The 25,395-nt window shown below is 72.2% G+C and carries 25 protein-coding genes; 13 read left to right on the top strand and 12 right to left on the bottom strand.

What is annotated here, in order from left to right; genetic code table 11:
* Positions 1 to 60: 60 nt before the first annotated feature.
* The gene (locus tag ACFYO9_RS14270) at positions 61 to 1,575 is read left to right on the top strand and encodes an MFS transporter (protein WP_388666272.1); all 1,515 of its coding nucleotides are present in this window, start codon (positions 61 to 63) and stop codon (positions 1,573 to 1,575) included.
* A gap of 98 nt (positions 1,576 to 1,673) precedes the next feature.
* Here ACFYO9_RS14270 and ACFYO9_RS14265 read toward each other — a convergent pair whose 3' ends face one another.
* Together ACFYO9_RS14265 and ACFYO9_RS14260 are read right to left on the bottom strand one after the other, a co-directional pair.
* Positions 1,674 to 2,519 (bottom strand): PIG-L family deacetylase, encoded by an 846-nt coding sequence (locus tag ACFYO9_RS14265; RefSeq protein WP_358704838.1) that lies wholly within the window; start codon positions 2,517 to 2,519, stop codon positions 1,674 to 1,676.
* Between the two features lie 236 nt (positions 2,520 to 2,755).
* Complete coding sequence (locus ACFYO9_RS14260; RefSeq protein WP_355817361.1) at positions 2,756 to 3,397, bottom strand: response regulator transcription factor; 642 nt, start codon at positions 3,395 to 3,397, stop codon at positions 2,756 to 2,758.
* Between the two features lie 667 nt (positions 3,398 to 4,064).
* Here ACFYO9_RS14260 and ACFYO9_RS14255 point away from each other — a divergent pair.
* Positions 4,065 to 4,211, top strand: coding sequence for a hypothetical protein (locus ACFYO9_RS14255; RefSeq protein WP_358773086.1), 147 nt, complete (start codon positions 4,065 to 4,067; stop codon positions 4,209 to 4,211).
* Between the two features lie 33 nt (positions 4,212 to 4,244).
* On the opposite strand, the gene ACFYO9_RS14250 is transcribed toward ACFYO9_RS14255, so the two are convergent.
* The 3 genes from ACFYO9_RS14250 to ACFYO9_RS14240 all read right to left on the bottom strand — a co-directional run bounded on the left by ACFYO9_RS14250 (position 4,245) and on the right by ACFYO9_RS14240 (position 7,586).
* The gene (locus ACFYO9_RS14250; protein WP_358773318.1) at positions 4,245 to 5,597 is read right to left on the bottom strand and encodes a sensor histidine kinase; all 1,353 of its coding nucleotides are present in this window, start codon (positions 5,595 to 5,597) and stop codon (positions 4,245 to 4,247) included.
* Between the two features lie 262 nt (positions 5,598 to 5,859).
* Positions 5,860 to 6,588, bottom strand: coding sequence for an ABC transporter permease (locus ACFYO9_RS14245; RefSeq protein ID WP_358773084.1), 729 nt, complete (start codon positions 6,586 to 6,588; stop codon positions 5,860 to 5,862).
* On the bottom strand, positions 6,588 to 7,586 hold the full coding sequence (locus tag ACFYO9_RS14240; protein ID WP_358773082.1) for an ABC transporter ATP-binding protein: 999 nt from the start codon (positions 7,584 to 7,586) through the stop codon (positions 6,588 to 6,590). The genes ACFYO9_RS14245 and ACFYO9_RS14240 overlap by 1 nt, the downstream gene beginning before the upstream one ends.
* 388 nt (positions 7,587 to 7,974) lie before the next feature.
* Between ACFYO9_RS14240 and ACFYO9_RS14235 the strand changes: the two genes are divergently transcribed.
* The 3 genes from ACFYO9_RS14235 to ACFYO9_RS14225 all read left to right on the top strand — a co-directional run bounded on the left by ACFYO9_RS14235 (position 7,975) and on the right by ACFYO9_RS14225 (position 11,046).
* Positions 7,975 to 8,829 (top strand): MaoC/PaaZ C-terminal domain-containing protein, encoded by an 855-nt coding sequence (locus tag ACFYO9_RS14235; RefSeq protein ID WP_358773080.1) that lies wholly within the window; start codon positions 7,975 to 7,977, stop codon positions 8,827 to 8,829.
* Between the two features lie 118 nt (positions 8,830 to 8,947).
* A complete protein-coding gene (locus ACFYO9_RS14230) occupies positions 8,948 to 10,030 on the top strand; it encodes a Zn-dependent alcohol dehydrogenase (RefSeq protein WP_358773078.1) in 1,083 nt (360 codons plus the stop codon).
* A 71-nt stretch (positions 10,031 to 10,101) separates the two neighbouring features.
* Positions 10,102 to 11,046: a 3-oxoacyl-ACP reductase gene (locus tag ACFYO9_RS14225; protein WP_358773076.1), complete on the top strand. Its 945-nt coding sequence runs from the start codon at positions 10,102 to 10,104 to the stop codon at positions 11,044 to 11,046.
* An 87-nt stretch (positions 11,047 to 11,133) separates the two neighbouring features.
* Here the strand turns inward: ACFYO9_RS14225 and ACFYO9_RS14220 are convergent, their stop codons facing one another.
* Positions 11,134 to 11,307, bottom strand: a complete 174-nt coding sequence (locus ACFYO9_RS14220; protein ID WP_358773074.1) for a hypothetical protein — start codon at positions 11,305 to 11,307, stop codon at positions 11,134 to 11,136.
* Positions 11,308 to 11,351: 44 nt separating this feature from the next.
* Positions 11,352 to 12,581 carry a hypothetical protein gene (locus ACFYO9_RS14215; protein ID WP_358773073.1) on the bottom strand — a complete coding sequence of 410 codons (1,230 nt, stop codon included), beginning with the start codon at positions 12,579 to 12,581 and terminating at the stop codon, positions 11,352 to 11,354.
* Between the two features lie 605 nt (positions 12,582 to 13,186).
* Here ACFYO9_RS14215 and ACFYO9_RS14210 point away from each other — a divergent pair.
* From ACFYO9_RS14210 to ACFYO9_RS14200, 3 genes are read left to right on the top strand one after another with little or no spacing between them, the layout of a single operon-like run.
* Positions 13,187 to 14,047 (top strand): Nif3-like dinuclear metal center hexameric protein, encoded by an 861-nt coding sequence (locus tag ACFYO9_RS14210; protein ID WP_358773071.1) that lies wholly within the window; start codon positions 13,187 to 13,189, stop codon positions 14,045 to 14,047.
* Complete coding sequence (locus tag ACFYO9_RS14205) at positions 14,044 to 14,787, top strand: C4-type zinc ribbon domain-containing protein (protein WP_358773317.1); 744 nt, start codon at positions 14,044 to 14,046, stop codon at positions 14,785 to 14,787. The genes ACFYO9_RS14210 and ACFYO9_RS14205 overlap by 4 nt, the downstream gene beginning before the upstream one ends.
* Before the next feature lie 13 nt (positions 14,788 to 14,800).
* Positions 14,801 to 16,234 carry a bifunctional RNase H/acid phosphatase gene (locus tag ACFYO9_RS14200; protein ID WP_358773069.1) on the top strand — a complete coding sequence of 478 codons (1,434 nt, stop codon included), beginning with the start codon at positions 14,801 to 14,803 and terminating at the stop codon, positions 16,232 to 16,234.
* Here ACFYO9_RS14200 and eda read toward each other — a convergent pair.
* Positions 16,209 to 16,934 carry a bifunctional 4-hydroxy-2-oxoglutarate aldolase/2-dehydro-3-deoxy-phosphogluconate aldolase gene (eda, locus tag ACFYO9_RS14195; RefSeq protein WP_358773067.1) on the bottom strand — a complete coding sequence of 242 codons (726 nt, stop codon included), beginning with the start codon at positions 16,932 to 16,934 and terminating at the stop codon, positions 16,209 to 16,211. The two genes, ACFYO9_RS14200 and eda, sit on opposite strands and share 26 nt — an antisense overlap.
* 95 nt (positions 16,935 to 17,029) lie before the next feature.
* A complete protein-coding gene (gene yaaA, locus ACFYO9_RS14190) occupies positions 17,030 to 17,836 on the bottom strand; it encodes a peroxide stress protein YaaA (protein ID WP_355817394.1) in 807 nt (268 codons plus the stop codon).
* A 612-nt stretch (positions 17,837 to 18,448) separates the two neighbouring features.
* On the opposite strand from yaaA, the gene ACFYO9_RS14185 reads away from it, so the two are divergent.
* Positions 18,449 to 19,894: an RNB domain-containing ribonuclease gene (locus ACFYO9_RS14185; RefSeq protein WP_358773065.1), complete on the top strand. Its 1,446-nt coding sequence runs from the start codon at positions 18,449 to 18,451 to the stop codon at positions 19,892 to 19,894.
* Here ACFYO9_RS14185 and ACFYO9_RS14180 read toward each other — a convergent pair.
* From ACFYO9_RS14180 to ACFYO9_RS14170, 3 genes are read right to left on the bottom strand one after another with little or no spacing between them, the layout of a single operon-like run.
* A complete protein-coding gene (locus ACFYO9_RS14180) occupies positions 19,876 to 20,046 on the bottom strand; it encodes a hypothetical protein (RefSeq protein ID WP_358773063.1) in 171 nt (56 codons plus the stop codon). The two genes, ACFYO9_RS14185 and ACFYO9_RS14180, sit on opposite strands and share 19 nt — an antisense overlap.
* Positions 20,013 to 20,486, bottom strand: coding sequence for a hypothetical protein (locus ACFYO9_RS14175; RefSeq protein ID WP_358773061.1), 474 nt, complete (start codon positions 20,484 to 20,486; stop codon positions 20,013 to 20,015). Before ACFYO9_RS14175 ends, ACFYO9_RS14180 begins: the two co-directional genes overlap by 34 nt.
* Complete coding sequence (locus ACFYO9_RS14170; protein WP_358773059.1) at positions 20,483 to 21,313, bottom strand: MerR family transcriptional regulator; 831 nt, start codon at positions 21,311 to 21,313, stop codon at positions 20,483 to 20,485. The genes ACFYO9_RS14175 and ACFYO9_RS14170 overlap by 4 nt, the downstream gene beginning before the upstream one ends.
* 432 nt (positions 21,314 to 21,745) lie before the next feature.
* Here ACFYO9_RS14170 and ACFYO9_RS14165 point away from each other — a divergent pair, with 432 nt between their 5' ends.
* The 4 genes from ACFYO9_RS14165 (at position 21,746) to ACFYO9_RS14150 (ending at position 25,393) form a co-directional block, all read left to right on the top strand.
* Positions 21,746 to 22,075: a hypothetical protein gene (locus tag ACFYO9_RS14165; protein WP_355817405.1), complete on the top strand. Its 330-nt coding sequence runs from the start codon at positions 21,746 to 21,748 to the stop codon at positions 22,073 to 22,075.
* 86 nt (positions 22,076 to 22,161) lie between these two features.
* Complete coding sequence (locus tag ACFYO9_RS14160) at positions 22,162 to 22,473, top strand: pore-forming ESAT-6 family protein (RefSeq protein ID WP_355817408.1); 312 nt, start codon at positions 22,162 to 22,164, stop codon at positions 22,471 to 22,473.
* A 95-nt stretch (positions 22,474 to 22,568) separates the two neighbouring features.
* Positions 22,569 to 22,979 carry a DUF6507 family protein gene (locus ACFYO9_RS14155; protein WP_358773058.1) on the top strand — a complete coding sequence of 137 codons (411 nt, stop codon included), beginning with the start codon at positions 22,569 to 22,571 and terminating at the stop codon, positions 22,977 to 22,979.
* Positions 22,976 to 25,393: a hypothetical protein gene (locus ACFYO9_RS14150; RefSeq protein ID WP_358773056.1), complete on the top strand. Its 2,418-nt coding sequence runs from the start codon at positions 22,976 to 22,978 to the stop codon at positions 25,391 to 25,393. The genes ACFYO9_RS14155 and ACFYO9_RS14150 overlap by 4 nt, the downstream gene beginning before the upstream one ends.
* Positions 25,394 to 25,395 lie beyond the last annotated feature (2 nt).

The following is a 25,395-nucleotide window of genomic DNA, read 5'->3' as shown; positions in this document are numbered from 1 at the left end:
AGGTCCCGTCCAGCGAATTTCCGATGCGTCGCTGGAGTCTCGCTTGAGAGGATGGCTGTCATGGTCCAGACGCCCTCCACCACTTACTCGTCCTCGTCGTCCCCGTCGTCGCCCTCATCCCCGTCGTCCCCGTCTTCCTCGTCCCCGGGCGGCCCGCCCCCCTCCGGGGCCGCGCGGGCCCGGAGGAAGAGGACCGTCCCGGTGTGGGCGGTGCTGCTCACCGCGTGCGCGGGCCAGTTCCTCGTCGTCCTGGACGTGTCCGTGGTGAACACCGCGCTGCCGTCGATGCGGTCCGACCTCGGCATGAGCGCGGTCGGCCTGCAATGGGTCGTCAACGCGTACTCCATAGCCTTCGCCGGGTTCATGCTGCTCGGCGGGCGGGCGGGGGACCTCTTCGGGCGCAAGCGGATGTTCCTCGTCGGCCTCGGCCTGTTCACCGCCGCCTCGCTGGGCGGCGGCCTCGCGCAGGCGGAGTGGCAGCTGCTCGTCGCGCGTGCCGTGCAGGGCCTCGGCGCCGCGGTCCTCGCGCCGTCGACCCTGACGATCCTCACGTCGGCGGTGCCCGAGGGCGCGGCGCGGGCGCGGGCGATCGGCGTCTGGTCGGCGGTCGGCGCGGGCGGCGGCGCGGCGGGCGGCCTGGTCGGCGGGGTCCTGACCGACCTGCTCTCCTGGCGCTGGGTGCTGCTGATCAACGTGCCGGTCGGCGCCCTGGTGATCGTCGCGGGTCTGGCCTGGCTGACCGAGAGCAGGGCCGACCGGACCCGCCGCCTGGACGTGCCGGGCGCGGTCCTCGTGACGGCGGGCCTCGCCACCCTCGCGTACGGCATCGTGCAGACCGAGGAGAAGGGCTGGACGGCGGCGGCCACCCTGGTGCCGCTCGCGGCGGGGCTCGCGCTGCTCGCGGCGTTCCTGGTGGTGGAGGCGCGCACGAAGATGCCCCTGATGCCGCTGAAGCTGTTCAAGGTGCGGACGGTGTCGGCCGCGAACGCCGCGATGTTCGTGTGCGGCGCCGGCATGTTCGCCATGTGGATGTTCATGACGCTCTACACCCAGAACGTCCTCGGCTACTCGCCGCTGAAGGCGGGCATCGCCCTCATGCCGTCCTCGCTCACGGTCGTCATCGGCTCGATGATGGCGCCGCGCCTGATGCCGGTGATCGGCGCGAAGAACGTCTCCGTGCTCGGCATCGTCGTGGCCGCGGCCGGCTTCGGCTGGCAGTCGACGATGACGGTGGACGGGGCGTACGTCACCTCGATCCTGCTGCCCGGCATGGTGATGATGCTCGGCGCGGGCCTGGCCACCACGCCGCTCGCCTCGCTGGCCACCTCGGGCGCCAAGGCGGACGACGCGGGCCTCGTCTCCGGCCTCGTCAACACCTCCCGCACGATGGGCGGCGCGCTCGGCCTCGCGGTGCTGTCCACGGTGGCGGCCGCGCAGATGCACGGCTCCTCGTCGCCGCAGGCGCTCACCGACGGCTACGCGATGGCGTTCCGGACGAGTGGGTTCATCCTGCTGGCGGGGGTGGCGGTACTGCTGGTGTGGATGCCGAGGCGGCGGGTTCCGGCGGAGGGCTGAGGGCGGGGGCCGAGGGCTGAGGGCCGGGGGAGGGGCTGAGCGCCGCGCTCGTTCGGGGCCCACTCCTGAGGGGAGCGGGCCACCGGCGGTCGTCCGGATCAGCGCAGTCCGGCGAAGAGGTCGTCCTCGCGAGTGTCCTCGGAGACGGCGACGGGGGCGCCGTCCTCGACCCGTACGAAGGTCTCCGTGCCCATCAGCTCGCCGAACCTCTCCTTGCCCATCTTGAGGAAGAAGATGTTCTCGCCCTGACTGGCGTGCGCGGCCAGCGAGTCGAACTTCTGGCCGCTGAACGCGGTGGTCTCCACCCACGTGCTGATCTCGTCGTCGGGCAGGCCGATGTCGGCCAGCGCGGCGGCCTCGGCGGGGTCCGGCTCCGGCATGTCCTCGCTGAACTCGCGCATGATCTCGCCGAACCGCCGCATCCCCGAGTGCGGCATCGTCGTCCAGTACACCTTGGGCGTCTGCCCGGTCAGCTCCAGCGCCGCCATCGTGATGCGGTGGGCCTGAATGTGGTCGGGGTGGCCGTAGAAGCCGTTCTCGTCATAGGTGACGACCACGTCGGGCCGGTAGTGCCGCATGAGCTCCGCGAGGCGGGCGGCGCCCTCCGCCACGGGCGTGTGCCAGAAGGCCCCCGGGGCGTCGTTGCTGGGCCAGCCCATCATCCCGGAGTCGGCGTAGTCGAGCGTTTCGAGATCGCTGATCTTCAGGACCTCGCAGCTCGCCTCCAGCTCCTTGCGGCGCATCGCGGCGACGGTGGCGGGGTCGTGCCCGGGGTCACCCGGCTTGGAACCTCCCGGCCCGTCCCCGCACCCGCCGTCGGTACAGGTGACCAGCACCGTGCGGATGCCTTCCGCCGCGTACCGGGCGAGGACCCCGCCCGTGCTGGTGGCCTCGTCGTCGGGGTGGGCGTGGACGGCCATGATCGTCAGAGGCCGGTCATTCATGAGGAAGTCCTCCTGCGGAATTACGTGAACGGCGTCGGCGCGACGCTGGTCCTTCGGTCGGTGCAACAGTTTTGGACGGACCGGGTGTTCCCCCGACGTGGGGGAGCAGCACGTGGCGTCGGTCGCCGGGCGGGTGGGGGGATTGCAAGCCCGTCCGGCGCTTGAGGACGAACTCGGCGGAGCCGGCGAGGAACGGCGCCCGCCCCGGGAGGGCACCCGCCCCGGGAGCGCACCCGCTAGAGCCACCCCCGCTGCCGCGCCTCCCGCACCGCCTCCATCCGGTTGCGCGTCCCCGTCTTGCCGATGGCCGCCGAAAGATAGTTCCGCACGGTCGACTCCGACAGATGCAGCTTGCCCGCGATGTCGGAGACGGTCGCGCCGTCCACGGAGGCCTTGAGGACGTCCGCCTCGCGGCCGGTCAGCGGGCTCGGTCCGGCGCTCAGCGCGGCCGCGGCGAGCGCCGGGTCGATGACCGTCTCGCCCCGCAGCGCCTGGCGGATCGCCTCGGCGAGGTCCTCGACCGGCCCGTCCTTGACCAGAAACCCGACCGCGCCGGCCTCCATGGCGCGGCGCAGATAGCCGGGCCTGCCGAAGGTCGTGAGGATGAGGACCCGGCAGTCGGGGCACTCCTCGCGCAGATCGGCCGCGGCGTCCAGGCCACTGCGGCCCGGCAGTTCGATGTCGAGCAGCGCCACGTCAGGCCGGGAGGACAGCGCCGCGTCGACGATCTGGTCGCCCGCGCCGACCTGCGCGACGACCTCGATGTCCTCCTCCATGCCCAACAACAGGGCGAGCGCGCCCCGCATCATGCCCTGGTCCTCGGCGAGGAGAACCCTTACGGACTTCACGGGGCGCTGGTCTCGCGGCATCTCGTCCATGGGCCAAGAGTACGGGCGGAGTTGCTGGTCAGAGCGGTAAGCGCCCACGCGGCGCAGGACTGGGCCGGCGGGGTCCGGTGGACGGTCCGGTGGACACATGGGTCGGGACTGGAAACACACCCCGCCCCGCAGAGGCTTGCCGTGCCGGCCGTTTCGCCTCGTCCCTGTCCACCTTTTCCTCCAGCGCTACTACCTGCACACCGGGTCTGCTGAAGCCCCGTAGAACTCCTTGGGTGCTCGTGCCGGACGCGAACTCACCTGCGCAGAAGGTCAGTTCACGTGCTTGGAGCGCGGCTTTCACGGTCTTGGCTGTGCAGAGTGTCAAAGTTCGTGCACGGGTTTTGTACACATACGGCTCATGACGGTCCCCGTACGCGGAGCGATAGCCTTGGGCCGTGATCAGCGCGATAAGTCCCGGGGGCGGCAACGCTCCCCGGTCCGCATCTCAAGCACCCGCGCGCCCAGGTCACCACCCCCATCAGCACTGACGGAGACGGCAACGACGACGGCCACGGTCCGGTGCCCTGGTGCGCACACCATGTCTGAAATCCGGCCGGTCATCATGTACCGCGGCATAACCACTCTCCCGACGTCATGCAACGGCGCGCGACAAGAGTCAGAGGACATGCGAACCCAACAGGGTTGCGCACAAGGAGAGGACGCCAAGATGAGCACGGAACCCGTCATACCGCCTCCGGCACTCGAACTCCGCTGTGGCGGGCTTCACGTGACCGTTCAGCGCGTGCCCGTATGGCTCATCTCGTTGCTCACCACGGCGGGCGGCATCGGAGGCACCTGGTGGGTACACCAGTGAGCGCCGGCCGACGGCGGGCAGCCGCGCGCCCGTTCACCGTGCGGTGGCCGTGGGAGAAGCCGTCGGACCCCGGTCCGGGTCCGAGTCCGAGTCCGGGTCCCGGCTCGGGTCGGTTGGCAAGGCGGCCTCAGTCACCGGGAGCGTCGCCGTGACGCGGAAGCCGGTGCGGGAGTCCGGGCCCGAAGTGAGGGACCCGCCCGCCGCGGCGAGGCGCTCGGCCAGCCCCTTGAGCCCGCTGCCCGGCGTGCCGGAGCCAAGCCCCTGGCTCCCGGAGCCCACCCCCTGGCCCCCGGAGCCAAGCCCGATGCCGTCGGCGCCAACCCCGTGGCCGTCGTCCGTGATGGTCAGGCGGGTTCGTTCGGAGGTGCCGGTCACCTCGATCTCGCAGTGGGCCGCGCCGGAGTGCCGTACGACGTTGGTGGCGGACTCGCGGACCACCCAGCCGAGCAGGGCCGCGGTCTGCGGGGCCAGCGGTGGGCCGGACTGGCGGACGACCGTGCCGATGCCGGCGGCCCCAAGGAGGTCACGGGCGCGGTCGAGTTCCGTGGCGAGGCTGCCCTCCCGGTAGCCGGTGACGGCCTCGCGGATCTCGGTGAGCGCCTGGCGGCCGACGGACTCGATGTCGGAGACCTGGGCGAGCGCCGCGTCCAGGTCGCGCGGGGCCAGGCGGCGGGTCGCCTCCGCCTTGACCACGATCACGGAGAGCGTGTGGCCGAGCAGGTCGTGCAGGTCCCGGGAGAAGCGGAGGCGTTCCTTCTCCACGGCGGTGCGGGCCAGTTCCTCGCGGGTGTCGCGCAGTTCGCGGACCGCCTCGGAGAGCGAGAGGATCGCGGCCGTCACCATGGTGGACAGGAACGTGCCGTAGGCGACGTTCACCGCCCCCCAGCCGTCCCTGAACCCGCCGATGACGCCCGCGAGCGCGCTCAGGGCCAGCCCGATCGGCCCGAGACCGCGCCCGCGCACGATCGCGCCCGCCGCGAGGCCGAGCAACGGGAAGAAGAGCAGCCAGTTGCCGCCGTACCCGGCGGCGAGCCCCACGGTCAGCAGGCCCAGCGCGATCAGCGCGACCAGCGTGGAGCGGTCCCTGCGCCTCTGCTTGTCGAAGGCGCGGAACGCCAGGAAGACGTAGAGGGAGTTGAAGACGAGGAGCCCGATGACGCCGATCCAGGGGTTCGGGGTCTCGCCCTGGAGCAGGTGGGAGACCGCGCCCAGACCCATCAACAGCCAGGGCAGCAGCGCGAAGCCGGTCGGCGGCGGCCCGAACCGGTCGACCTCCGAGCGCGGACCGCACCCCTTGCGCCGTGCGGCCTTGTCCCGCCGGTACTCCGCCTTCCACACGTCGCGGGCGCTCTTCCACTCGGTACGTGCGGCCTGCCACTCGCGCACACGGCGGCCGAGCCCGTACCTCTTGGCCCCGGGCCTCTTCTCGGACCTCGGCTCACCCTCGGACCTCGGCTCACCCTCGGACCTCGGCTCACCCTCGGACCTCGGCTCACCCTCGGACCTCGGCTCACCCTCGGACCTCGGCTCACCCTCGATCATCGGCTCACCCTCGGACCTCGGCTCATCCCCGGACATCGGCGTTCCCCGTTCTCGCTCCCCGCGCACAGTGTGCACGGCGTCCCTGCTGCGCACGCGTCGCACGGCGTCAGGCCGCCGCGGTGCGCGCGGATCGCCGGTACGAGACCACAGCGTACGAACCGAACGCCAGCAGCCAGCAGAGCAGTACCGCGACCGTGGCGAACCCCGGCGCGCCGCCGTCGGTGACCGCGACCCCGAGCTCCGCGAACCGGTGCGTGGGCGTGTAGTCGGCGACCGCGCGCAGCCAGTGCGGGAAGAGGGCGATCGGGAACCACAGCCCGCCGAGCACCGCGAGCCCCAGGTAGCAGGCGACGTTGACGACGCCGGTCGACTGGGCGGTGAGGCGGTAACCGTTGCCGAGCCCGAGGAGGGTGAAGGGCAGCGAGCCGAGCCAGAGCAGCAGTGTGGCCGCCGCCCACTGCCAGGCGTCCATGCGCACCCCGTTGACCAGGCCGCCCGCGGCGAAGACCGTGACGATCGAGGGGAGCACCGTGACGGAACCGTTCAGGGCCCGGCCCGCGACCACCGCACGCGACGACATCGGCGTGACCCGCAGCTGCCGCAGCCAGCCGATGGTCTTGTCCTCGGCGACGCCGGTACCGGTGTTCATGGCCGCGCCCAGCGCACCGTAGGCGGCCATGCCGATCATGGACTGCGCCTTCCAGTCGCCCTGTCCGTCGTCCCCGCCGATGTTGGTGAACAGCAGATACATCAGCACCGGCATCGCGACCGCCGAGATCACATATCCAGGGTCGCGCAGCGTCCTGCGGATCTCGAGCCGGAGATAGGCGAACATCAGAGCGCCTCCAGAGCGGTGGGGGTGGTCGGAGCGGCCGGGGCGGGGCCGTGGGCGGAGGTGAGCGCCAAGAAGGCGTCCTCCAGGGAGGCCGGCGCGACCGCGAGGCCGCGGATCGCGTCCCGCGCGGCGAGCGCCCGTACCGTCGCGTCGGAGTCGTCGCTGCGCAGCAGGGCCCGGTCGCCGCGCACCTCCAGGGCGAGCACCCCGGGCAGCCCGGTCAGCCCGGCCGTGCCCCCGCCCGCCAGGTCGAAGGAGACGAGGCTGCCGCCCGCCGCGCGCCGCAGCGCGTCCCCGGTGCCGTCGGCGACGATCCGGCCGCGGTCGATGACGACGATCCGGTCGGCGTGCGCGTCGGCCTCCTCCAGGTAGTGGGTGGAGAACAGGACGGTGTGGCCGCGTCGCGCGTAGGAGCGCATCGAGGTCCAGAAGGCGTGCCGCGCCTCCACGTCGAGGGCGGCGGTCGGCTCGTCGAGCACGAGCAGCGCGGGGTCCCCGGCCAGCGCCACGGCGAACCGCACGCGCTGCGACTGGCCCCCGGAGAGCCGGTCCGCGCGCCGGCCGCCTAGGTCGGCGATGCCCGCGAGGGCGAGGGCCCGGTCGACGGGCATCGGCGCCGGATACGTCTGCGCGACGAAGGCGACCAGTTCGCGGACGGTGACGCGCGGGACCTGGCGGCCCTCCTGAAGCATCGCCCCGACCTGCCCGGCGGCCACGGCCCGCGCCGGGGTGCGCCCGAAGAGCCGCACCGTGCCCGCGTCGGGCTCGTTCAGACCGAGCAGCAGGGAGAGGGTGGTGGACTTGCCCGCGCCGTTGCGGCCGAGCAGGGCGACGGTCTCGCCGCGCCGGATCTCCAGGTCCACGCCGTCCACGGCGCGTACGGGACCGAAGGTCTTGACGGCACGGTCGAAGGTGACGGCGGGCCCGGGGCCGTCGGGGTCGGGGCCCGTGCCGGTGCGAATGCCGGTGTCGGTGTCCGTGCCGGTTGTCTGCGTCATGCCACGACGGTACGAATCCGGGGCGGCCGGGCGGCAGAGCCGGCCGTACGGTCTCGACCGGTACAAATGTCACTGCCGCCGGACCACTGATCCACCGAGCAGCGGATCGACCGGGTGACGGGGCGGCGGGGTGACCGAGCAACCGAGTGATGGCGCAACAGATCTGACGTAACGTCAGGAGACTTCACAAGTCCTCGGGCCTCGGCTATACATGGGTGCGCCGGACTGGAACGCGTTCTAGAACCGGGTGGGCCCCGCGGGCCCGTCCTCCGGCCCAGATGCGACCTCGGTGCGGCCGACGGTGCGGACGGTCGCACCGAGGTCTTGACCAACGCGACGCACTGCGTGCGCTGTGTGCGCGCCGTCGGCCCCAAGGAGCTGCCACCACATGCCCATCGACGCAGAGAAGGCCGTGGCCGCCGAGCCCCGGTCCGCCGAGATCGCCTGGGACCACAAGGACGTCCAGCTCTACCACCTGGGCCTCGGCGCCGGACGGCCCGCCACCGACCCGGCCGAGCTGCGCTACACCCTGGAGTCCCGGCTGCACGTCCTGCCCAGCTTCGCCACCGTCGCGGGCGCGGGCATGGGCGTCGTCGGCGGTCTCTCCGCGCCCGGCATCGAGGTGGATCTGGCCGCGGTCCTGCACGGCGGACAGAGCATCACGCTGCACCGCCCCCTCCCCGTCGAGGGCGAGGCCGTCAGCACCGCCCGGGTCGCCGCGGTGTACGACAAGGGCAAGGCCGCGATCCTCGTCCTGCGGACCGAAGTAGCGGACGGCGAGGGGCCGTTGTGGACCAGTGACGCGCAGATCTTCGTGCGCGGCGAGGGCGGTTTCGGCGGCGACCGAGGCCCCTCGACCCGCCTGCCCGCCCCCGAGGGCGACCCGGACCTGGAGGTCGAGCGGCCGATCCGCGAGGACCAGGCCCTCCTCTACCGCCTCTCCGGGGACTGGAACCCGCTGCACGCCGACCCCGAGTTCGCCGCGCTTGCCGGCTTCGACAAGCCGATCCTGCACGGTCTGTGCACCTACGGGATGACCCTCAAGGCGATCGTCGACACCCAGCTCGACGGTGACGTGTCCCGGGTGCGCGGTTACAGCACCCGGTTCGCGGGCGTCGTCTTCCCCGGCGAGACCCTGCGGATCCGCATGTGGCGGACCCAGGGCCGGGTGCAGGCCACGGTCACCGCCGTCGAACGGGACGACGCGCCGGTCCTGGCCGACACCGTCGTCGAACACGCCTGACCCACGAATACGCCCGCCCGGTCGCACACGCCTGACCCGCCGAACACGCCTGAGTCAGCCCGGGTGTCCCCGAATCCGCTCGGGCCCGCCCGGATCTCCGTACGAGAGGAGCCGCACCATGCGCGCAGCCGTACTGCACGAGACAGGCCAGGACAAGCTCGAAGTGCTCGACGACATCGAGACGGTGGGGTTTGGGCCGGGCAAGGTGAAGATCCGGGTCCGGGCCACCGGGCTCTGCCACTCCGACCTCTCCGCGATGAACGGCGTGCTGCCGCAGCCCGCCCCCTTCATCCCCGGCCACGAGGGCGCGGGCGAGATAGTCGACGTCGGCGACGGCGTGACCGGCCTCGCCCAGGGCGACCGCGTCCTGCTCTGCTGGCTGCCCGCCTGCGGCGCCTGCCCCGCCTGCAAGCGCGGCCAGACCCAGCTCTGTCTCGCCGGATTCATGAACGCGGGCACCCCCAACTTCAAGCGCTCCGGCGACAGTTCCGACGTGTTCGGCTTCGCAGGCACCGGCACCTTCGCCGAGGAGGTCGTCGTCGACGCCGGGTGCGCCGTGCCGATCCCCGACGACGTGCCCTTCGACATCGCGGCGCTGATCGGCTGCGGGGTGACGACCGGGCTCGGTGCCGCCATCAACACCGCGGACGTGGCGGCCGGTTCGTCGGTGGCCGTGGTCGGCTGCGGCGGCGTCGGCATCTCCGCGATCCAGGGCGCCCGGCTCAAGGGCGCCGCGCAGATCGTCGCCGTCGACCCGGTCGCCTCGCGCCGGGAGGCGGCGCTCAGGTTCGGCGCCACCGAGGCGGTCGCGCCCGACGAACTCGCCGACGCCAAGCAGCGGATCACCGCGGGCGAGGGCTTCGACTACGTCTTCGAGGTCGTCGGCAAGTCGGCCACGGCCCGCACGGCGTACGAGACGACGCGGCGCGGCGGCACGCTGTGCGTCGTCGGCGCCGGCGCGATGGACGACCACCTGCAGCTCAACATGTTCGAGCTCTTCTTCGACGAGAAGCGCATCCTGCCCTCCATGTACGGCGGCGGCGACGTCCTCACCTCGTACGAGCGGGCCATCGCGCTCTGGCGGGCCGGCCGCATCGACCTGGCGGGCCTCATCACGCACCGCGTCCAACTCGTCGAGATCAACGAGGCGTTGGACCAGATGCGGACGGGCGCGGCGCTGCGTACCTGCATCGAGATCTGAGACGGCCACCGACGGCCACCGACGGCCACCGACGACCGCCGCCGCATCCAGCCAGCTTCGAAGGGACTTCGATGTCACTGCCACTTGACGGTCTGTCCGCGATCGTGACGGGCGCCGGCCGCGGCCTCGGGCGCGCCGAGGCCCTGGAACTGGCCCGGCTCGGCGCGAGCGTCGTCGTCAACGACTTCGGGCAGCCCGGCCGCGACGGCTCGGGCGAGGCGTCGGCGGCGCCCGCCGAGGAGGTCGCCGCGGAGATCCGGGCGGCGGGCGGACAGGCCACCGCCCACACCGGTGACGTCGCGGACCACGAACAGGCCCGTGCCCTCGTCCAGTTGGCGGTCGACACCTACGGAAAGCTCGACATCCTGGTCAACAACGCGGGCATCCTGCGGGATCGGATGATCTTCTCGATGAGCGAGGCCGAGTGGGACTCGGTCATCCACGTCCACCTCAAGGGCCATTTCAACACGACCCACTTCGCGTCGGCGCACTGGCGGGAACGTTCCAAGGCGGCGGGCGGCCCGGTCTACGGCCGGATCGTCAACACCTCCTCCGAGGCGTTCCTCGCGGGATCGGCGGGCCAGCCCAACTACGCGGCGGCGAAGGGCGGCATCGTCGGCCTGACGACGTCGACGGCGCTCGCCCTCGCCAAGTACGGGGTGACGGCCAACGCCATCTGCCCCCGGGCCCGTACGCGGATGACCGAGGACGTCTTCGCCGGTTTCGCGGAGCCGACGGACGGCCGCCTCGACCCCCTCGCGCCCGAGCACGTCGCACCGCTCGTGGGCTACCTGTCCTCGCCCGCCGCCGCCAAGGTCAACGGCCAACTGCTCGTCGTGCACGGCGGGATGGTCGCGATCGTCGAACGGCCGAGGGTGGCGGCGAAGTTCGACTCGGCGAAGGAGACGTTCACCTTCGACGAGCTGGACGAGGCGATCTCCCCGTACTACGCGGACCGACCGCCGAACGAGACGTTCGCGGCGGCGGAGGTGCTGGGGCTGAAGCGGGGGCAGTAGCGGGTGTGAAAAAGGGTCTCGCCCCTGGGCCGCTCGTGACGGCTCAGGGGCGAGACCTTTCTGCGGCATGTCGCCGCGACGCGTGGGTCAGGACTGATGGTCCTGCCTGCGGTGCCGCCCGCGCGGCGCCGTGGCCTCGTCGTGCTCGGCCACCGGGCCGCGGTGCCTGCCGGCCCCGTTCCCCGCGCCGATGGGCGTGGTCGAAGCCATCTGCCGTGCGGTGTTCCGCTGTGTCTCCGTGACGGTCTCGGTCGTCGTCAAGCCATTCACCCCGTAGTGAAGATCGTTCGTACAGCCGAGCGAGTCTAACCGCCCGCCTGCCGCCCCCCGAGGGGTGCCTGCTGCAGGGGTACGGGGCGTGCGGCGGCCGGCGCCGGGGGATCCGGCGGGGGATCCGCCGGGGGCGGTGCGGGGACGGTGGGCGGGGGTGCCTCCGCGGCGGTCGTCGACGGGGGCATCGTCATCCTCGCCACTGCGCACGGCGTCGCAGCCGTCGCGTACGGCAGGCACAGGGTCCCTTCCGGGGTCCACCAGCCGGATCCGGCCAACCACCCTTCGGGGGCCGGGGGTTGGTGCACCTGTCGGTCGGCGGGCCGCCAGAGCCCGAGCCAGGTTCCGCCACGCTCGGGGCCGCGGCCGGAGCCACCGCGATCCCCATCCCCATCCCCCTCCCGTCCCGCCACCGGCCCGTCGATCCGCAGCGCCACCGCGCACGATTCCGGCGTCAGCACCTGCCCCGGCTGGACGGCGAACGGCGTCACCGTCAGCTCCGGCAGCCGCAGGCACTCGGGGAACCGCACCGGCCGCGTACCGCCGAGGACGCCCCAGCCGAGCCGCCGCGTGCCCGGCGCGTCGGAGCGGATGAGGAGCAGGCCGCTGCCCGCGTCGGCCAGGAGCAGCCGGTCGTCGCTCTCCTCGGAGATCTGCAGGAGCGGGGAGACCTCGCCGCCGCGCTCCAGGTCCACCGCCACCGTCTTGGTGCGGCCGTCCAGCTCACGGTCGAGGGCGAGCATGCGGTCCGTACCGTCCAGCCAGACGCCGCCCGAGCAGCGGCCGGGCACCGCGGCGAGGTGCTCGGGCCCGAAGGAGCCGCCCGCCACCAGCCAGATGTCCGAGGAGCCCGCGCCGGGAGCCAGCGCGTACGCGCGGGTGCCGCCGGGCGCGGGCGGCAGCAGGTTCAACTCGCCGCACTCCACGGCCCCGAGCGGCACCTCGCCGGTGCCGGGGCCCGTTGGGTAGAGCAGGGTGAAGACGTGCCGCTCGCCCGCCACGCGGTGGATGAGGACCCGGCCGTCGCCCATCGGCAGCACCTCGGTGGACGGCTCCTCGGGCTGGTTGCCGGGCAGCGGCACCGCGTACGGCTCGTGGGGCCCAAGCGTCCAGCGCTCGGGGTACCAGGAGTCCGGGGCGCCGGCGGCGCGGGCGAGGCGTGCGGCGTACGACCCGTCCGCCGCGATCGTGCACCCCGCGGGACGGGCGGGTACGCGGACGCGGACGGGGGTCTGGATCGGTGGCGGCGCTGGTGGCGCAGTCATCGTGGGTGTCACCTCCGGCCCCGAAGCTAGTTTTCGTACGCACTGACGTGGCACCGACGGGCGTCCGCTTCACACAGAAGGGTGGCGATGCCCGGATTCGGCTGAACGGAAAGGGCGGGTTGTGCTGTGCCCCGCAAGGGTCGCGGCGCGGCTGTGCCCCGTAAGGGGCGCGGGGAACGGCGCGAGCAACCACGCCCCACCCGCAGCCGTGCGGCGCGGCTGTGCCCCGTAAGGGGCGCGGGGAACGGCGCGAGCAACCACGCCCCACCCGCAGCCGTGCGGCGCGGCTGTGCCCCGTAAGGGGCGCGGGGAACGGCGCGAGCAACCACGCCCCACCCGCAGCCGTGCGGCGGGGCTGTGCCCCGTAAGGGGCGACAGGAACGGCGCGAGCAACCACACCCCACCCGCAGACGCATAGCCACCGCTCCAGGCAGCCCCCTCCGCACGCAGCCCCCTCCGCACGCCGCCCGCGGCGCCCCGCGCCCGCGGACCGCACGCCGAGCGGACCACCCGCCCACCCCTGCGGGCGGAGCCAAGCGGTAGCAGCCCCGTAGCGGTAAGTGACGCCCGACATGCCGAGCGCAGCGGGAAGGTAGCCTTTCTCCGTGCCCCGTCTGTCTGAAGTCATCGCCGCGCTCGACGCCCTGTGGCCCGCCGATCTCGCCGAGAGCTGGGACGCGGTCGGCACGGTCTGCGGAGACCCCGAGGCGGAGGTCTCCCGGGTGCTCTTCGCCGTCGACCCCGTCCAGGAGATCGCCGACGAGGCGGTCGCACTCGGAGCCCAGCTCCTGGTCACCCACCACCCCCTCTATCTGCGGGGTACGACGACGGTCGCGGCGTCCACCTTCAAGGGCCGGGTCGTCCACGACCTGATCAAGCACGACGTCGCGCTGCACGTCGCGCACACCAACGCCGACCGCGCCGACCCGGGCGTCTCCGACGCCCTCGCCGGCGCGCTCGACCTGCGGATCCTGCGCCCCCTCGTACCCGACCCCGCCGACCCGCGAGGCCGTCGCGGGCTCGGCCGGATCTGCGAGCTCGAACACCCGCTGGCGCTGAGCGAGCTGGCCGAGCGCGCCGCGAAGCGGCTGCCCGCCACCGCCCAGGGCATCCGGATCGCCGGCGACCCGGACGCGCTCGTGCACACCGTCGCGGTCAGCGGCGGCTCCGGCGACAGCCTCTTCGACGACGTGCGCGCCGCGGGCGTCGACGCCTTCCTCACCGCGGACCTGCGCCACCACCCGGCGTCCGAGGCCCGCGAACGCACCCCCCTCGCGCTGCTCGACGCGGCGCACTGGGCCACCGAGTGGCCCTGGTGCGAGCTGGCCGCAGCCCAGCTCGACGAGATCTCCGACCGGAACGGATGGGACCTTCGCGTCCACGTCTCGAAGACGGTCACCGACCCCTGGACCGCCCACGCGGCCTCCCACGCCTCTCACCACGACTCAACAGGAGCCCCCAACTGAACGCCGCGCCCGCCGACCAGATCCGCCTGCTGGACGTCCAGGACCTGGACACCCGCCTGCAGCAGCTCGCGCACAAGAAGAAGTCCCTGCCCGAGCACGCCGAGATCGAGTCGCTGACCAAGGACCTCACGCAGCTGCGTGACCTGCTCGTCGCCTCGACCACCGAGGAGAGCGACTGCGCCCGCGAGCAGACCAAGGCGGAGCAGGACGTCGACCAGGTCCGTCAGCGCGCGGTCCGCGACCAGCAGCGCCTGGACTCCGGCGCCGTCACCTCGCCCAAGGACCTGGAGAACCTCCAGCGGGAGATCGCCTCGCTGGCCAAGCGCCAGGGTGACCTGGAGGACGTCGTCCTCGAGGTCATGGAGCGCCGCGAGTCCGCGCAGGAGCGCGTCGCCGAGCTCACCGATCGGGTCTCCTCGGTCCAGTCGAAGATCGACGACGCCACGGGCCGCCGCGACGCCGCGTTCGAGGAGATCGACGGCGAAGCCGCCACGGTCGGCAAGGAGCGCGAGGTCGTGGCGGGCTCGGTCCCGGCCGACCTGCTCAAGCTGTACGTCAAGCTGCGTGACAAGGAGGGCGGCGTCGGCGCCGCCAAGCTCTACCAGCGGCGCTGCGAGGGCTGCCGCCTTGAGCTCAACATCACCGAGGTCAACGAGGTGAAGGCGGCGTCCCCGGACACCGTGCTGCGGTGCGAGAACTGCCGCCGCATCCTGGTCCGTACGTCCGAGTCCGGCCTGTAGGGACCGGCCCGTCATGCCGTCCGAGCGGGACTTCTCCGAGCGGGAGCTCAGCGAGCGGGAGTTCATCGTCGAGGCCGACGGCGGGTCGCGGGGCAACCCGGGGCCCGCCGGGTACGGCGCCGTCGTCATCGACGCCGCCACGGGGGAGACCCTCGCGGAGGCCGCCGAGTACATCGGCGTCGCGACGAACAACGTCGCCGAGTACAAGGGCCTGGTGGCCGGCCTCAGGGCGGCCCACCACCTGGACCCGGCCGCATCGGTGCACGTCCGCATGGACTCCAAGCTCGTCGTCGAGCAGATGTCGGGCCGCTGGAAGATCAAGCACCCCGACATGAAGCCGCTCGCCGCCGAGGCCGCGGGGGTCTACCCCTCGTCCCGGGTGACGTACGAGTGGATCCCCCGCGCCCAGAACAAGCACGCGGACCGGCTCGCCAACGAGGCGATGGACGCGGGCAAGCGGGGCGAGCGGTGGTCGCCGTCGGAGTCGACGGCGGATCTGGACACGCGGGCGGCGCGGGCGGCGGCGGAGCCTGTGGGATCTGTGTCTGTGGGGACCGTGGGGCCTCCTGGGGACGCGGTGGCGGGTGCGGCACGGGTGCGGGCGGGTCTGGCTGCTACGCGTGCCGGTGCCGGTGCCGGTGCCGGTGCCGGTGCCGGTGCTGATACGGGTACGAGTACGGGTGCTGGTGCTGGTGCTGGTGCTGGTGCCGATGCGAGTACGGGTGCCCGTACCGGAGCCGGGGCGGACGAGGCCGGCGGCGCCGACGCCCGGGCCGCGCGCAGTGCCGCCGTTCCGCCGGTCGGCTGGGCCGCGCCCGCCGATCTGGGTGCCCCCGCGACCTTCGTCCTGCTGCGGCACGGCGAGACCCCGCTGACGCCCGAGAAGCGGTTCTCCGGGAGCGGCGGCAGTGACCCGTCCCTCTCCGACGTGGGCCGTGCGCAGGCCGAGCGTGCGGCGGCCGCCTTCGCCGCGCGTGGCACGATCCAGGCGGTCGTCTCCTCACCGCTCAGGCGCTGCCAGGAGACCGCACGCATCGTCGCCGCCCGCCTCGGACTCGACGTACACCTCGACGAGGACCTGCGCGAGACGGACTTCGGTGCCTGGGAGGGGCTGACCTTCGGCGAGGTGCGGGAGCGCGGGCCGCGGGAGCTGAACGCCTGGCTGGCCTCGCCGGACGCGGCACCGCCCGGCGGCGAGTCCTTCGCGGCGGTCGCCGACCGGGTCGCGGCGGCGCGGGACCGGCTCGCGGCCGCGCACGCGGGGCGTACGGTCCTGCTCGTCACGCACGTCACGCCCATCAAGACGCTGGTGCGGCTCGCGCTCGGCGCGCCGCCGGAGTCGCTGTTCCGCATGGAGCTCGCGGCGGCGTCGGTGTCGGCGGTGGCGTACTACTCCGACGGCAACGCGTCGGTACGGCTCCTCAACGACACGTCGCACTTGCGTTGACACAGGCGGCTGGCCGCTGGCCAGTTGGCCGCCGGCCGTCCTGGCGGAGGGCCGCCGCCTCGCGTGCCAGCGACTCGACGCGGGCCCAGTCCTTGGCCGCGACGGCGTCGGCGGGGAGCATCCAACTGCCGCCCACGCAGCCGACGTTGTCCAGTGCCAGGTACGAGGGCGCGGAGCCGGCCGTGATGCCGCCCGTCGGGCAGAACCGGGCCTGCGGCAGCGGTGCGCCGAGCGACTTGAGGTAGGCCGTGCCGCCGGCGGCCTCCGCCGGGAAGAACTTCATCTCCCGTACGCCGCGTTCGAGCAGCGCCACGACCTCCGAGGTCGTCGAGACGCCCGGCAGGAACGGCACGCCCGAGCCCTGCATCGCGTCGAGCAGCGTGTCCGTCCAGCCGGGGCTGACGAGGAAGCGGGCGCCGGCCTCCACGGAGTCGGAGACGTTGCGGGCCGTGATCACGGTGCCCGCGCCGACCACCGCGTCCGGTACCTCGGCGGCGATGGCCGAGATCGCGTCGAGCGCGACGGGCGTCCGCAGGGTCACCTCGATCGCGGGCAGCCCGCCCGCGACGAGTGCGCGCGCCATCGGCACGGCGTCGTCCAGGTCCGAGACGACGACCACGGGGACGACGGGGGCGAGGTCGAGCACGGAGGTGGCGGCGGGGGCGGGCGCGGGGGTGGACGCGGGGGTGGAGGAGGTCATGAGGGCATCCTGCCCCCAGGAGAGCAGCATGCGCAAAGGTCGTTGCGCATGCTGCAACACGTTGGGAGGGGGAGGGTGAGGGTCCGCCGGCTTCGTCAGTGGATCTCGCGCACCACCACGTCGAGCGCCCACGGCTTGCCCGCCTTGGCCGGGGCCTCCGCCTCGACCACGTGGCCCAGGTCCCGCAGCGCCTCGACCAGTTCGGCGGGGTCCTTGGGCTGGGTGCCGGTGGCCAGCAGCGAGCGGACGATGCGTCCCTTGGTCGCCTTGTTGAAGTGCGAGACGACGGAGCGCTTCTCGGTGCCGGTCTTCTCGTCGATCTGCGCGTGCAGCACGCGGACGGTGGCGGTCCGCCCGGCCACCTCGCCCTTCGGCTTCCACGCCGCCGCGTACGCGGACGACCGCAGGTCGAGGACGAGACCGTCGCCCGCGGCCTCGGGCATGACCTCGGCCATCGGCGCCCGCCAGTACGCGCCGAGGGCGCCGAGTCCCGGGAGCTTCACGCCCATCGAGCAGCGGTACGAGGGGATCTTGTCGCTCACTCCGACGGCGCCCCACAGCCCGGAGAAGACGAGCAGCGAACGGGCGGCGCGGCGCTTGGCGGCGGCGTCGAGGGTGGCGAGGTCGAGGGCGTCGTACAGGACGCCGGTGTAGATCTCACCGGCGGGGCGGGCGCCGGCCGTGCGCAGCTCGGTGTTCTTGGCGACTTCGGTGCGGAGGCCCTCGCTGAGGCCGAGTACGGTGCGGGCCTTCTCCTCGTCGGCGGCGCACAACTCGACGAGCTCGTCGAGAACGGCCTGCCGCGCGCCGGTGAGCCCGGGGAGGGAGAGGGACTCGGGCTTGAGCGGGGCACCCCGTCCGGAGGGGGCCTTGCCTTCGGAGGGCGGCAACAGGACGAGCACGATAGGACTCCTTGGACGTATGGGGGAGGGGGTGCGGCCCCTGCGAAAGGGTACGGGGGCGTGGGCGGCTGCGCTTTCGGTCCATCTCTGGGGGCGGGAGCGCGAGGGGTGAGGTCTGCGCCTTCGCTCCGGCTGTGGGTGCGGGGCGCGGGGCGGGTGCGGGTGCGTGGCGTCTGCGCCTTGGGTTCGTTTTTGGGTGCGGGGCCGCGGGGGTATGTGCGTACTCGCCATCCACTGTTCGCTGCGCCTCGTGAACGAGCGGGGCCACCGTGTGCTCGGTGCTCCGTGCGCACATACCCCCACGTCCCCTCCCGTCTCGTACGCGGGTGCGGGCCGGTGGGGCTGCTCCGTGTGCCGCGCCGCGTTCCCTCCCGGGCGTACGCGGAGCCGGCGTCGGGAGTGCGGGCTGGCAGGGCCCCGCGTGGGGCGTGCCATGTGACCGGGCGGGTCGGGGGGCCGGCGTCGGGAGTGCGGGCTGGCAGGGCCCCGCGTGGGGCGTGCCATGTGACCGGGCGGGTCGGAGGGCCGGCGGGAGTACCGGCCGGCAAGGCCCCGCGCGGGGGGCGCGCCACGTCACCGTTCAAGCCCGGCGCATGCCATACGCTCGGACGCATGCCCCGCCGCCACCTCCGCGTGACCGGCGCAGCCGAGGCCGCCCCCTTGCGGGCCGCCCTGCGCGCCCTGCGTACGGAACTCGACGTACCGGAAGAATTCCCCGCCGACGTCCTCGCGGAAGCGACACGCGCCGCCGCCTCGCCCCGGCTGCCGGCGTACGACGCCACCGACCTGCCCCTCTTCACCGTCGACCCGCCCACCTCCGTCGACCTCGACCAGGCCATGCACCTGGCGCGCCGCGACGGCGGCGGCTACCGCGTGTCGTACGCGATCGCCGACGTCGCCGCGTACGTCACGCCCGGCGGCCCGCTCGACGCCGAGGCGCACCGCCGCGTCACCACCCTCTACTTCCCCGACGCAAAGGTGCCCCTGCACCCCACCTCCCTCAGCGAGGGAGCCGCCAGCCTCCTGCCCGGCCAGACCTGCCCCGCCGTCCTGTGGACCATCGACCTCGACACGGACGGCCGCCCCGAGCGCACCGACGTGCGCCGCGCCCTCGTCCGCAGCCGGGCCAAGCTCGACTACGAAGGCGTGCAGAAGGCCGTCGACGACGGCACGGCCGAAGAGCCCCTCGCGCTCCTCGCCGTCATCGGCGCCCTGCGCGAACAGCAGGAGGTCGACCGCGGCGGCATCTCCCTGGACGTCCCCGAGCAGGAGATCGTCGAGCGCGACGGAACGTACGAACTCGCCTTCCGCGCCCCGCACCCCGCCGACGGCTGGAACGCGCAGATCTCCCTCCTCACCGGCATGGCCGCCGCCGACCTCATGATCGCGTCGGGCACCGGCATCCTGCGGACCCTGCCCACCGCACCGGACGGCGCCGTCGCCCGGCTGCGCCGCACCGCGGCGGCCCTGCGGATCGACTGGCCGCACCACGTCTCGTACGCGCAGCTCGTACGGTCCCTCGACCCGCGCCGCCCGCACCACGCCGCGTTCCTGCAGGAGTGCACGACGCTGCTGCGCGGCGCGGGCTACACCGCGTTCGCGGGCGGGCGGATCCCCGAGCTCACGACCCACGCCGCCGTCGCGGCCCCGTACGCGCACTGCACCGCCCCGCTGCGCCGCCTCGTCGACCGGTACGCCGCCGAGCTCTGCCTCGCGGCCTGCGCGGACGAACCGCCCCCGGAGTGGGTGCTCGCCGCCCTGGACCGGCTGCCCAAGGAGATGGCGGACGGCACCCGGCGCGGCAACACCGTGGAGCGCGAGTGCGTGGACATCGTCGAGGCGGCGCTGGTCAAGGGCCGGGTCGGCGAGATCTTCGACGCGGTGGTGGTGGACGTGAAGGACGGCGAACCGTCCGTCGGCACGGTGCAGTTGACCGATCCCGCGGTGGTCGCCCGCGTCGAGGGCGGCTCGACGAAGCTGCCCCTGGGGGAGCGGCTACGGGTCCGGCTCGCCCAGGCGGACCCCGGCACGGCGAAGGTTCAGTTCGCGCCGGTGTGAGGGCGGGGGAGTCGTTCGCGCAGGGCGGCGAGGAGCAGCGCGGGCTCGTCCGCGTGCAGTCGTACCGTCGACACCTCGCGCCGCCCGCCCAGGAAGCCGACGGCGATGACCGGCTCGGTCAGCTCCAGGGTGAGCGAGGTCGTCGAGGCCACCGGCAGGTCGAGCACTCCGTCGGCGGGCTCGTGCGTGAACCGCCGCTCAGCGCGTACGCGGGCGACCACCGCCAGCGGTATCCGCAGGTCACGGTGGGCGCCCTGGCGCACCCGGAGCCGTCGGGCGAGAGGACGTGCGGCCGGGTCACGGAGGCGGCGTGGATGCCGAGCAGCAGGACCGCGCCGTAGACGTCGAGGACGAGCGTCGCCAGGTGGAGGGCCGGCCAGTTCCGCAGCAGTACGGACATCCCGTACGCCTCGACGACGCAGACGAAGGTCAGCGCGTACATGATGGCTGCCTGGTCGCGGGCGTGCCCGAAGGCCCGGTCGTGCGGCCCGCGCACCCCGTGGACCCGCCGGGCAGGCCACCTCAAAAGGCTTGCCAGGACGCGCAGTTCATGCCCGACGGCCCGCCGGACGGGCACGGGAACGGCGCTCATTCGGCGGCCCTCCCGCGCTGTGCGAGGAGGGCCATCGCGCGACGTACGGCCTCGGCCTGCGCGGGCGCGAAGTCGGCGAAGAACGCGTCGAGGAAGCCGTCGTCGCGGACCGCGCGCCCCTCGGCGAAGGCCTGGGCGCCTTCGCTGCCCAGGTCGGTCAGGAGCGAGTCGGGCAGGGCGGCGGCGAGGGTCCGCGCGGCCTCGTCCACGGCGACCTGCGCGCGGGGATCCGCGAGGTCGGCGTCGGCGAGCGCGTCGAGCCGCTCGTACGCCGCGTGGGCACGCTCGACCGCTCCCGGCGAACCGAGGGCCGGACGCAGCGCGGTGAGGAAGGCGTCCCGGTCCTCGGGCGATGCGGTGGTGTCGAACAGCGCGAGGAACTCACGGTCCTTGGCGGCCATCACCGACTCCGCCCCCTCACGCCCGGCTGAGGCGCGCTCCATCTCCCGGAAGAAGGCGGCGAGTTCGGGCGAGACGGGCCCCTCGGACGAGAGTCCCCCGCGCCCGGCGTCGTCGAGAAGGGACCGCAGTCGCGCCCTGCGCTCACGGATGGCGGTCTCCTGCCGGGCGAGGTCCGCGTCGAGCTCGGCGAGCACCTCGGCGAGGTCGCGCCCCGCGTCGTCCGCGAGCACGTCCCGCACCTCGGCGAGCCCGAGCCCGAGCTCGGTCAGCCGCCGGACGCGGGCCAACGCGACGGCGTGCCGCAACCCGTACGACCGATACCCGTTGGCCCGCCGCTCCGGCTCGGGCAGCAGCCCCAGATGGTGGTAGTGCCTGATGGCACGCGTGGTGACGCCGACAACGCCGGCGAGCTCTCCGATCCGCATGGGGTCAGTAAAAACGTTGACGCTGCGACAAGGTCAAGCGGGCGCGCCCCGCGCGGGCCGTGGTTCTGCGCTCTTCGTTCGCGGAACACACTCCTCCTTTGCCCACCCCCACCCGCGAGTGACCCACGAGGCTTGACGTAGCGCATGATTCCGGCCGACTTGTGAGCTGCTCGAACGTGGCCTTCCGGCCCTCTGTCGGTCACCGACCTGCCCTGTTGCTGGTCAGTGAGGACTCGTGGCGCCGAGCGGAACGGCTTCGCAGTGAGCGTGGGCCGAATCACGCCCCTCAGGTCTCAACTTCGTTGCGCCTGCAATGTCTTATGGGAGAGTATGTTCGATGCGCTACGCGACGTAAGTGAATCGTGCGCGCGCTGTGATCGGAGTGGCGTGGGGGAACGACCGGTCGGCGCGCCAGAACTACGGGGTGGGTACATGAAGTTCGACATGGGTGACCAGACGCTCGCGGTGCTGGGCAAGAGCACCTCGGGGTCGAGCGACGATCTCGGCACGCTGATCCATCTGTTGATCCAGGCTGCCGAACCGCTGGAGGGGAAGTTCAACGGGGCGGGCAAGGTGACCTTCGACTCCTTCAAGGACCGTGCCGACGAGATCACCGCGGCACTCAACGGGTCCTTGGCCTCGATTCTCGGAGGCCAGTCCGGAATGGACGAGGCGTTCGGCTCCGGTGACCAGGAGCAGGCGGACAACGCCCACCAGCACATGGGACTGGCCAACTTCGAGGCCGCCCGCTTCTCCGGCTGACCCGGCCACAGCACGGACCTACCCGGCTCGCCCGGCCCCTCAGGGACGGGCGGCCGACCAGACATCGAACACGGGGAGTTCTCGTCATGGCAGCATCCCAAGACCGCCGCTCGTACGACACCGGTGCTTCCGGAGAGGTGCAGGGCAGCCTGCAGCTGATCATCGGCCACCTGGAGCGTGTGCTCGGGGACCGTGACAAAGCGGTGAAGGCCGCGATGGCCGACTACCAGGCCGACGGCGTCTCCGACGAGTACCACGGCAAGGAAGTGCGCTGGAACAAGGCCGCGCACGAGGTCCGCGAGATCATCCACCTCGTCCGCACCACGCTGGGGAAGAACGACGGAACCGCGCAGACGACGATCACCCGCGCGCGGGCCGCGGTCGACAACATCGGCTGAGTATCCGGCCGTTGAGGCCGACGAGGTGCCCGGGCCGTCAGGCGGCCGGCCGGGTGACGGGGATTGAAGGGCAAGAGGCAAGGGGGGGCTGTTGCGTGACTGCTTGGGATATTGATCCCGCCGGGGTGCGGGGTGTGCTGGAGAAGGCCGGGGGCGCTGCCGAGGGGCTGGGGTCGGCCGGGTCGACCGTGCAGGAGACGCTTCCGAAAGCTGCGGAGCACGCGGGCACGGCCGTTGAGGGGGGCGAGAAGGGTGACGGTACGCAGGGCCCGGTCGCCACGGCCCTGGGAGTGTTCCTCGCTCAATGGCAGAGGGACCTGCAGTACATCGCCGCGCGCGCCGACAAATCGCTGAACGGGGCGGCCGATGCTGCCGTGGCCTACTACCAGGGCGATCTGCAAATGGCCATCGACACACAGAACAAGGCTCTGGAAGAGCCTCATATAGACCTGCCTGGCGGCAACGGCGGCCACCGCCCGCGCACCGGAACGGACGGGCACGGATGAGCTGGGACGGCGCCATCGAGCCGGCGAAGATCCCCCAGTTCACCGGAGATCTCGAACTACTGGAAGAGAACTCGACCACCCTGACGGCCGGGGCGGCACTCTTCCGCATCGAGGGTGCTTTGGTCCACTCCGATTTCCAGGGGCTGGCCGCCTTCTACGAGACCCCGGAGGCGGACGACCTGTTCGCCACCACCAAGCCGGTGGCCACCATGAGTGATGCCTTCGCCGATGACCTGGAGAAGGTCGCCACCGCGCTGAGCGACTACGCCACCGAGGTCCGCCCGCTGGCCGCGAAGCTCGAGCGGCTCAAGGACGAGGCCGTCAAGTTCTGTTGGTCGGAAATCGCCGGTGACGACGACTGGCGCCAGGACGAGGACAAGCTCCACCGCAACAACGAGCTGGAGGAGGACGTCAAAGCCACCCAGCTCGCCTTCTGGGCAGCTGAGATCACCTGCCACAACAAGATCACCGCGCTGGTCGGCGGCGTCCAACTGCACCTCAGTGACGACGGCAGGACGGACTGCACCACCTACGGCTACACGGCCGACGTGCTCGACCAGGCCGAGCTTCCCTGGGGCACACCCGCGGAGCGTGAGTACACCGGCTGGGCCGCCTTCCGCCACAACCTCAAGTCCCTGGTGTGGGACGGCTTCATCATGGACGGTGTGGTCGGCACCGCCAAGGGCCTGGGCAGCCTCGTCGGTACCGACGGCTGGGACGGCATGAAGAAGTCCTGGACCGGCCTGGCGAAGCTCACGACCGGCCTGGCCCTCACCCTCAGCCCGCTCGGCGTCGCGTACTGGACGATGCCGGGGGACAAGCTCCCCTCCTGGCTCCGCGATTCACGCACGGCCGTGAAGGAGACCGGCAAGGCGCTGGTCGCCTATGACCAGTGGGGCAAGAACCCCGCCCGTGCCGCGGGAGCCGTCTCCTTCAACGTCATCACCACGATCGCCACGGGCGGCGCGGGCGCGGCGGCCAAGAGTGGTGCCGCGGCCAAGGCGATCGCCGCGGTGGGCAAGACCGGCCGCCTCGTCGACCCCGTCATGTATGCCGTCAAGGGCAGCCAGTTCGCGATCAAGGGCGGCAAGTACGCCATCAACACGGGGAAGATCGGCGCGCTCAAGGTCGGCGACCTCTTCAACACCCTGAAGGGTGCGGGCGCCGGGGGAGCGCGCATCAAGGTCCCCGGCGCCACCAGTACCACCTACACACTGGCTGACGAGGCGACCGCACGATCGGCGCGGTACGCCGACATGCCCGAAGGTGCGCTCCCTCTCACCGACAACCACGGCAGGCCCGCCTACATGGACGAGGGCGGAGCCATCCGCGACCTCGACCACAAGCCCCTCCAACTCCCCGACGAGGTCACCAAGACCCGCAACGCCGACATCAGCACGCACACCGACGTGACCTCCGTGCACGATCCGCATCACGATCCGGTCATGGCCGGCTCGCGAGCAGGAGACGGCGCGGGCGAGACCGCTGGACGGCCCGGGGGCCATCTCGGTGGCGGTGCGGGTCGCGATGCTGCGGGTGGCGCGGCGTCCCACCGACCTCATGGTCCGTCCGGCGGATTCACCCATGGCCCGTCCGCCGGCCACCAGAATCCGGGGTCGGGTCACCTTGCAGGGCCGGGCAACGGCGATCACGTGCCTGGCCACACCGACCTCGCCCCTCCACGTCCCCGCGGCACGGCAGGAGCTGGAAACTCTGGGCAAGGTCCGTACGGGGGCGGAGACGTGGCCACCTTCCATGAGGGAGATGAGGGGCCCACGTCTCACGGTGCATCATCCAACTCCACGTCGGACGAACACGCCGTGCCGCCAGGTGAGCACCCGGAAACCGATGCTCTGCCTAGAGCAGACGCGAGTGATGTCGCAGCAGCCAATGATCCTTACCATGGTCAAGAGCCCGACCATTCTCGGCCTGCACTACTTCCTGCCGACGGTCCTCTGACGTTGGACGGGGTGCGGCGGGCGCGTGACCCGCGGATGCGTTGGATGAATGGCGAGGAGTTCCACCGGCAGATGTACGGGGGCGGCCAGGAGCGACACTATCCCGTGCCCACCAACAGTGACCCTAAGTACCCGGTCACAGCGAAGGGGGGGCGTAAGGTCGATGTCCCAGTTGACATGCCAGATGGTCGAGTGCTTGCTGTCGAGGTCAAGACGTATCAGCAGTACAGGACGATCACCCTGCACGACGGAACGAAGCAGACCGTTAAGGGTGAAGTTCCCCTGAGCAAGCACATAAGGGAACAGGTTCATAAGGACATTGCTCTACGACGCATGAACCCGAGATATGATCCGAGGTGGTCATTCACACATGCAGGTCCGTCTCAGGAGCTGCGGAACTATCTCATCGAGGCCAGGATTACATTTATCGAATATGGTCCGACGCCGAAGAAATAGCA

It is taken from the genome of Streptomyces sp. NPDC005863, from assembly GCF_042871345.1.
Taxonomy (GTDB): Bacteria; Actinomycetota; Actinomycetes; order Streptomycetales; family Streptomycetaceae; genus Streptomyces.
This window is presented reverse-complemented; position numbering and strand designations above follow the sequence as displayed.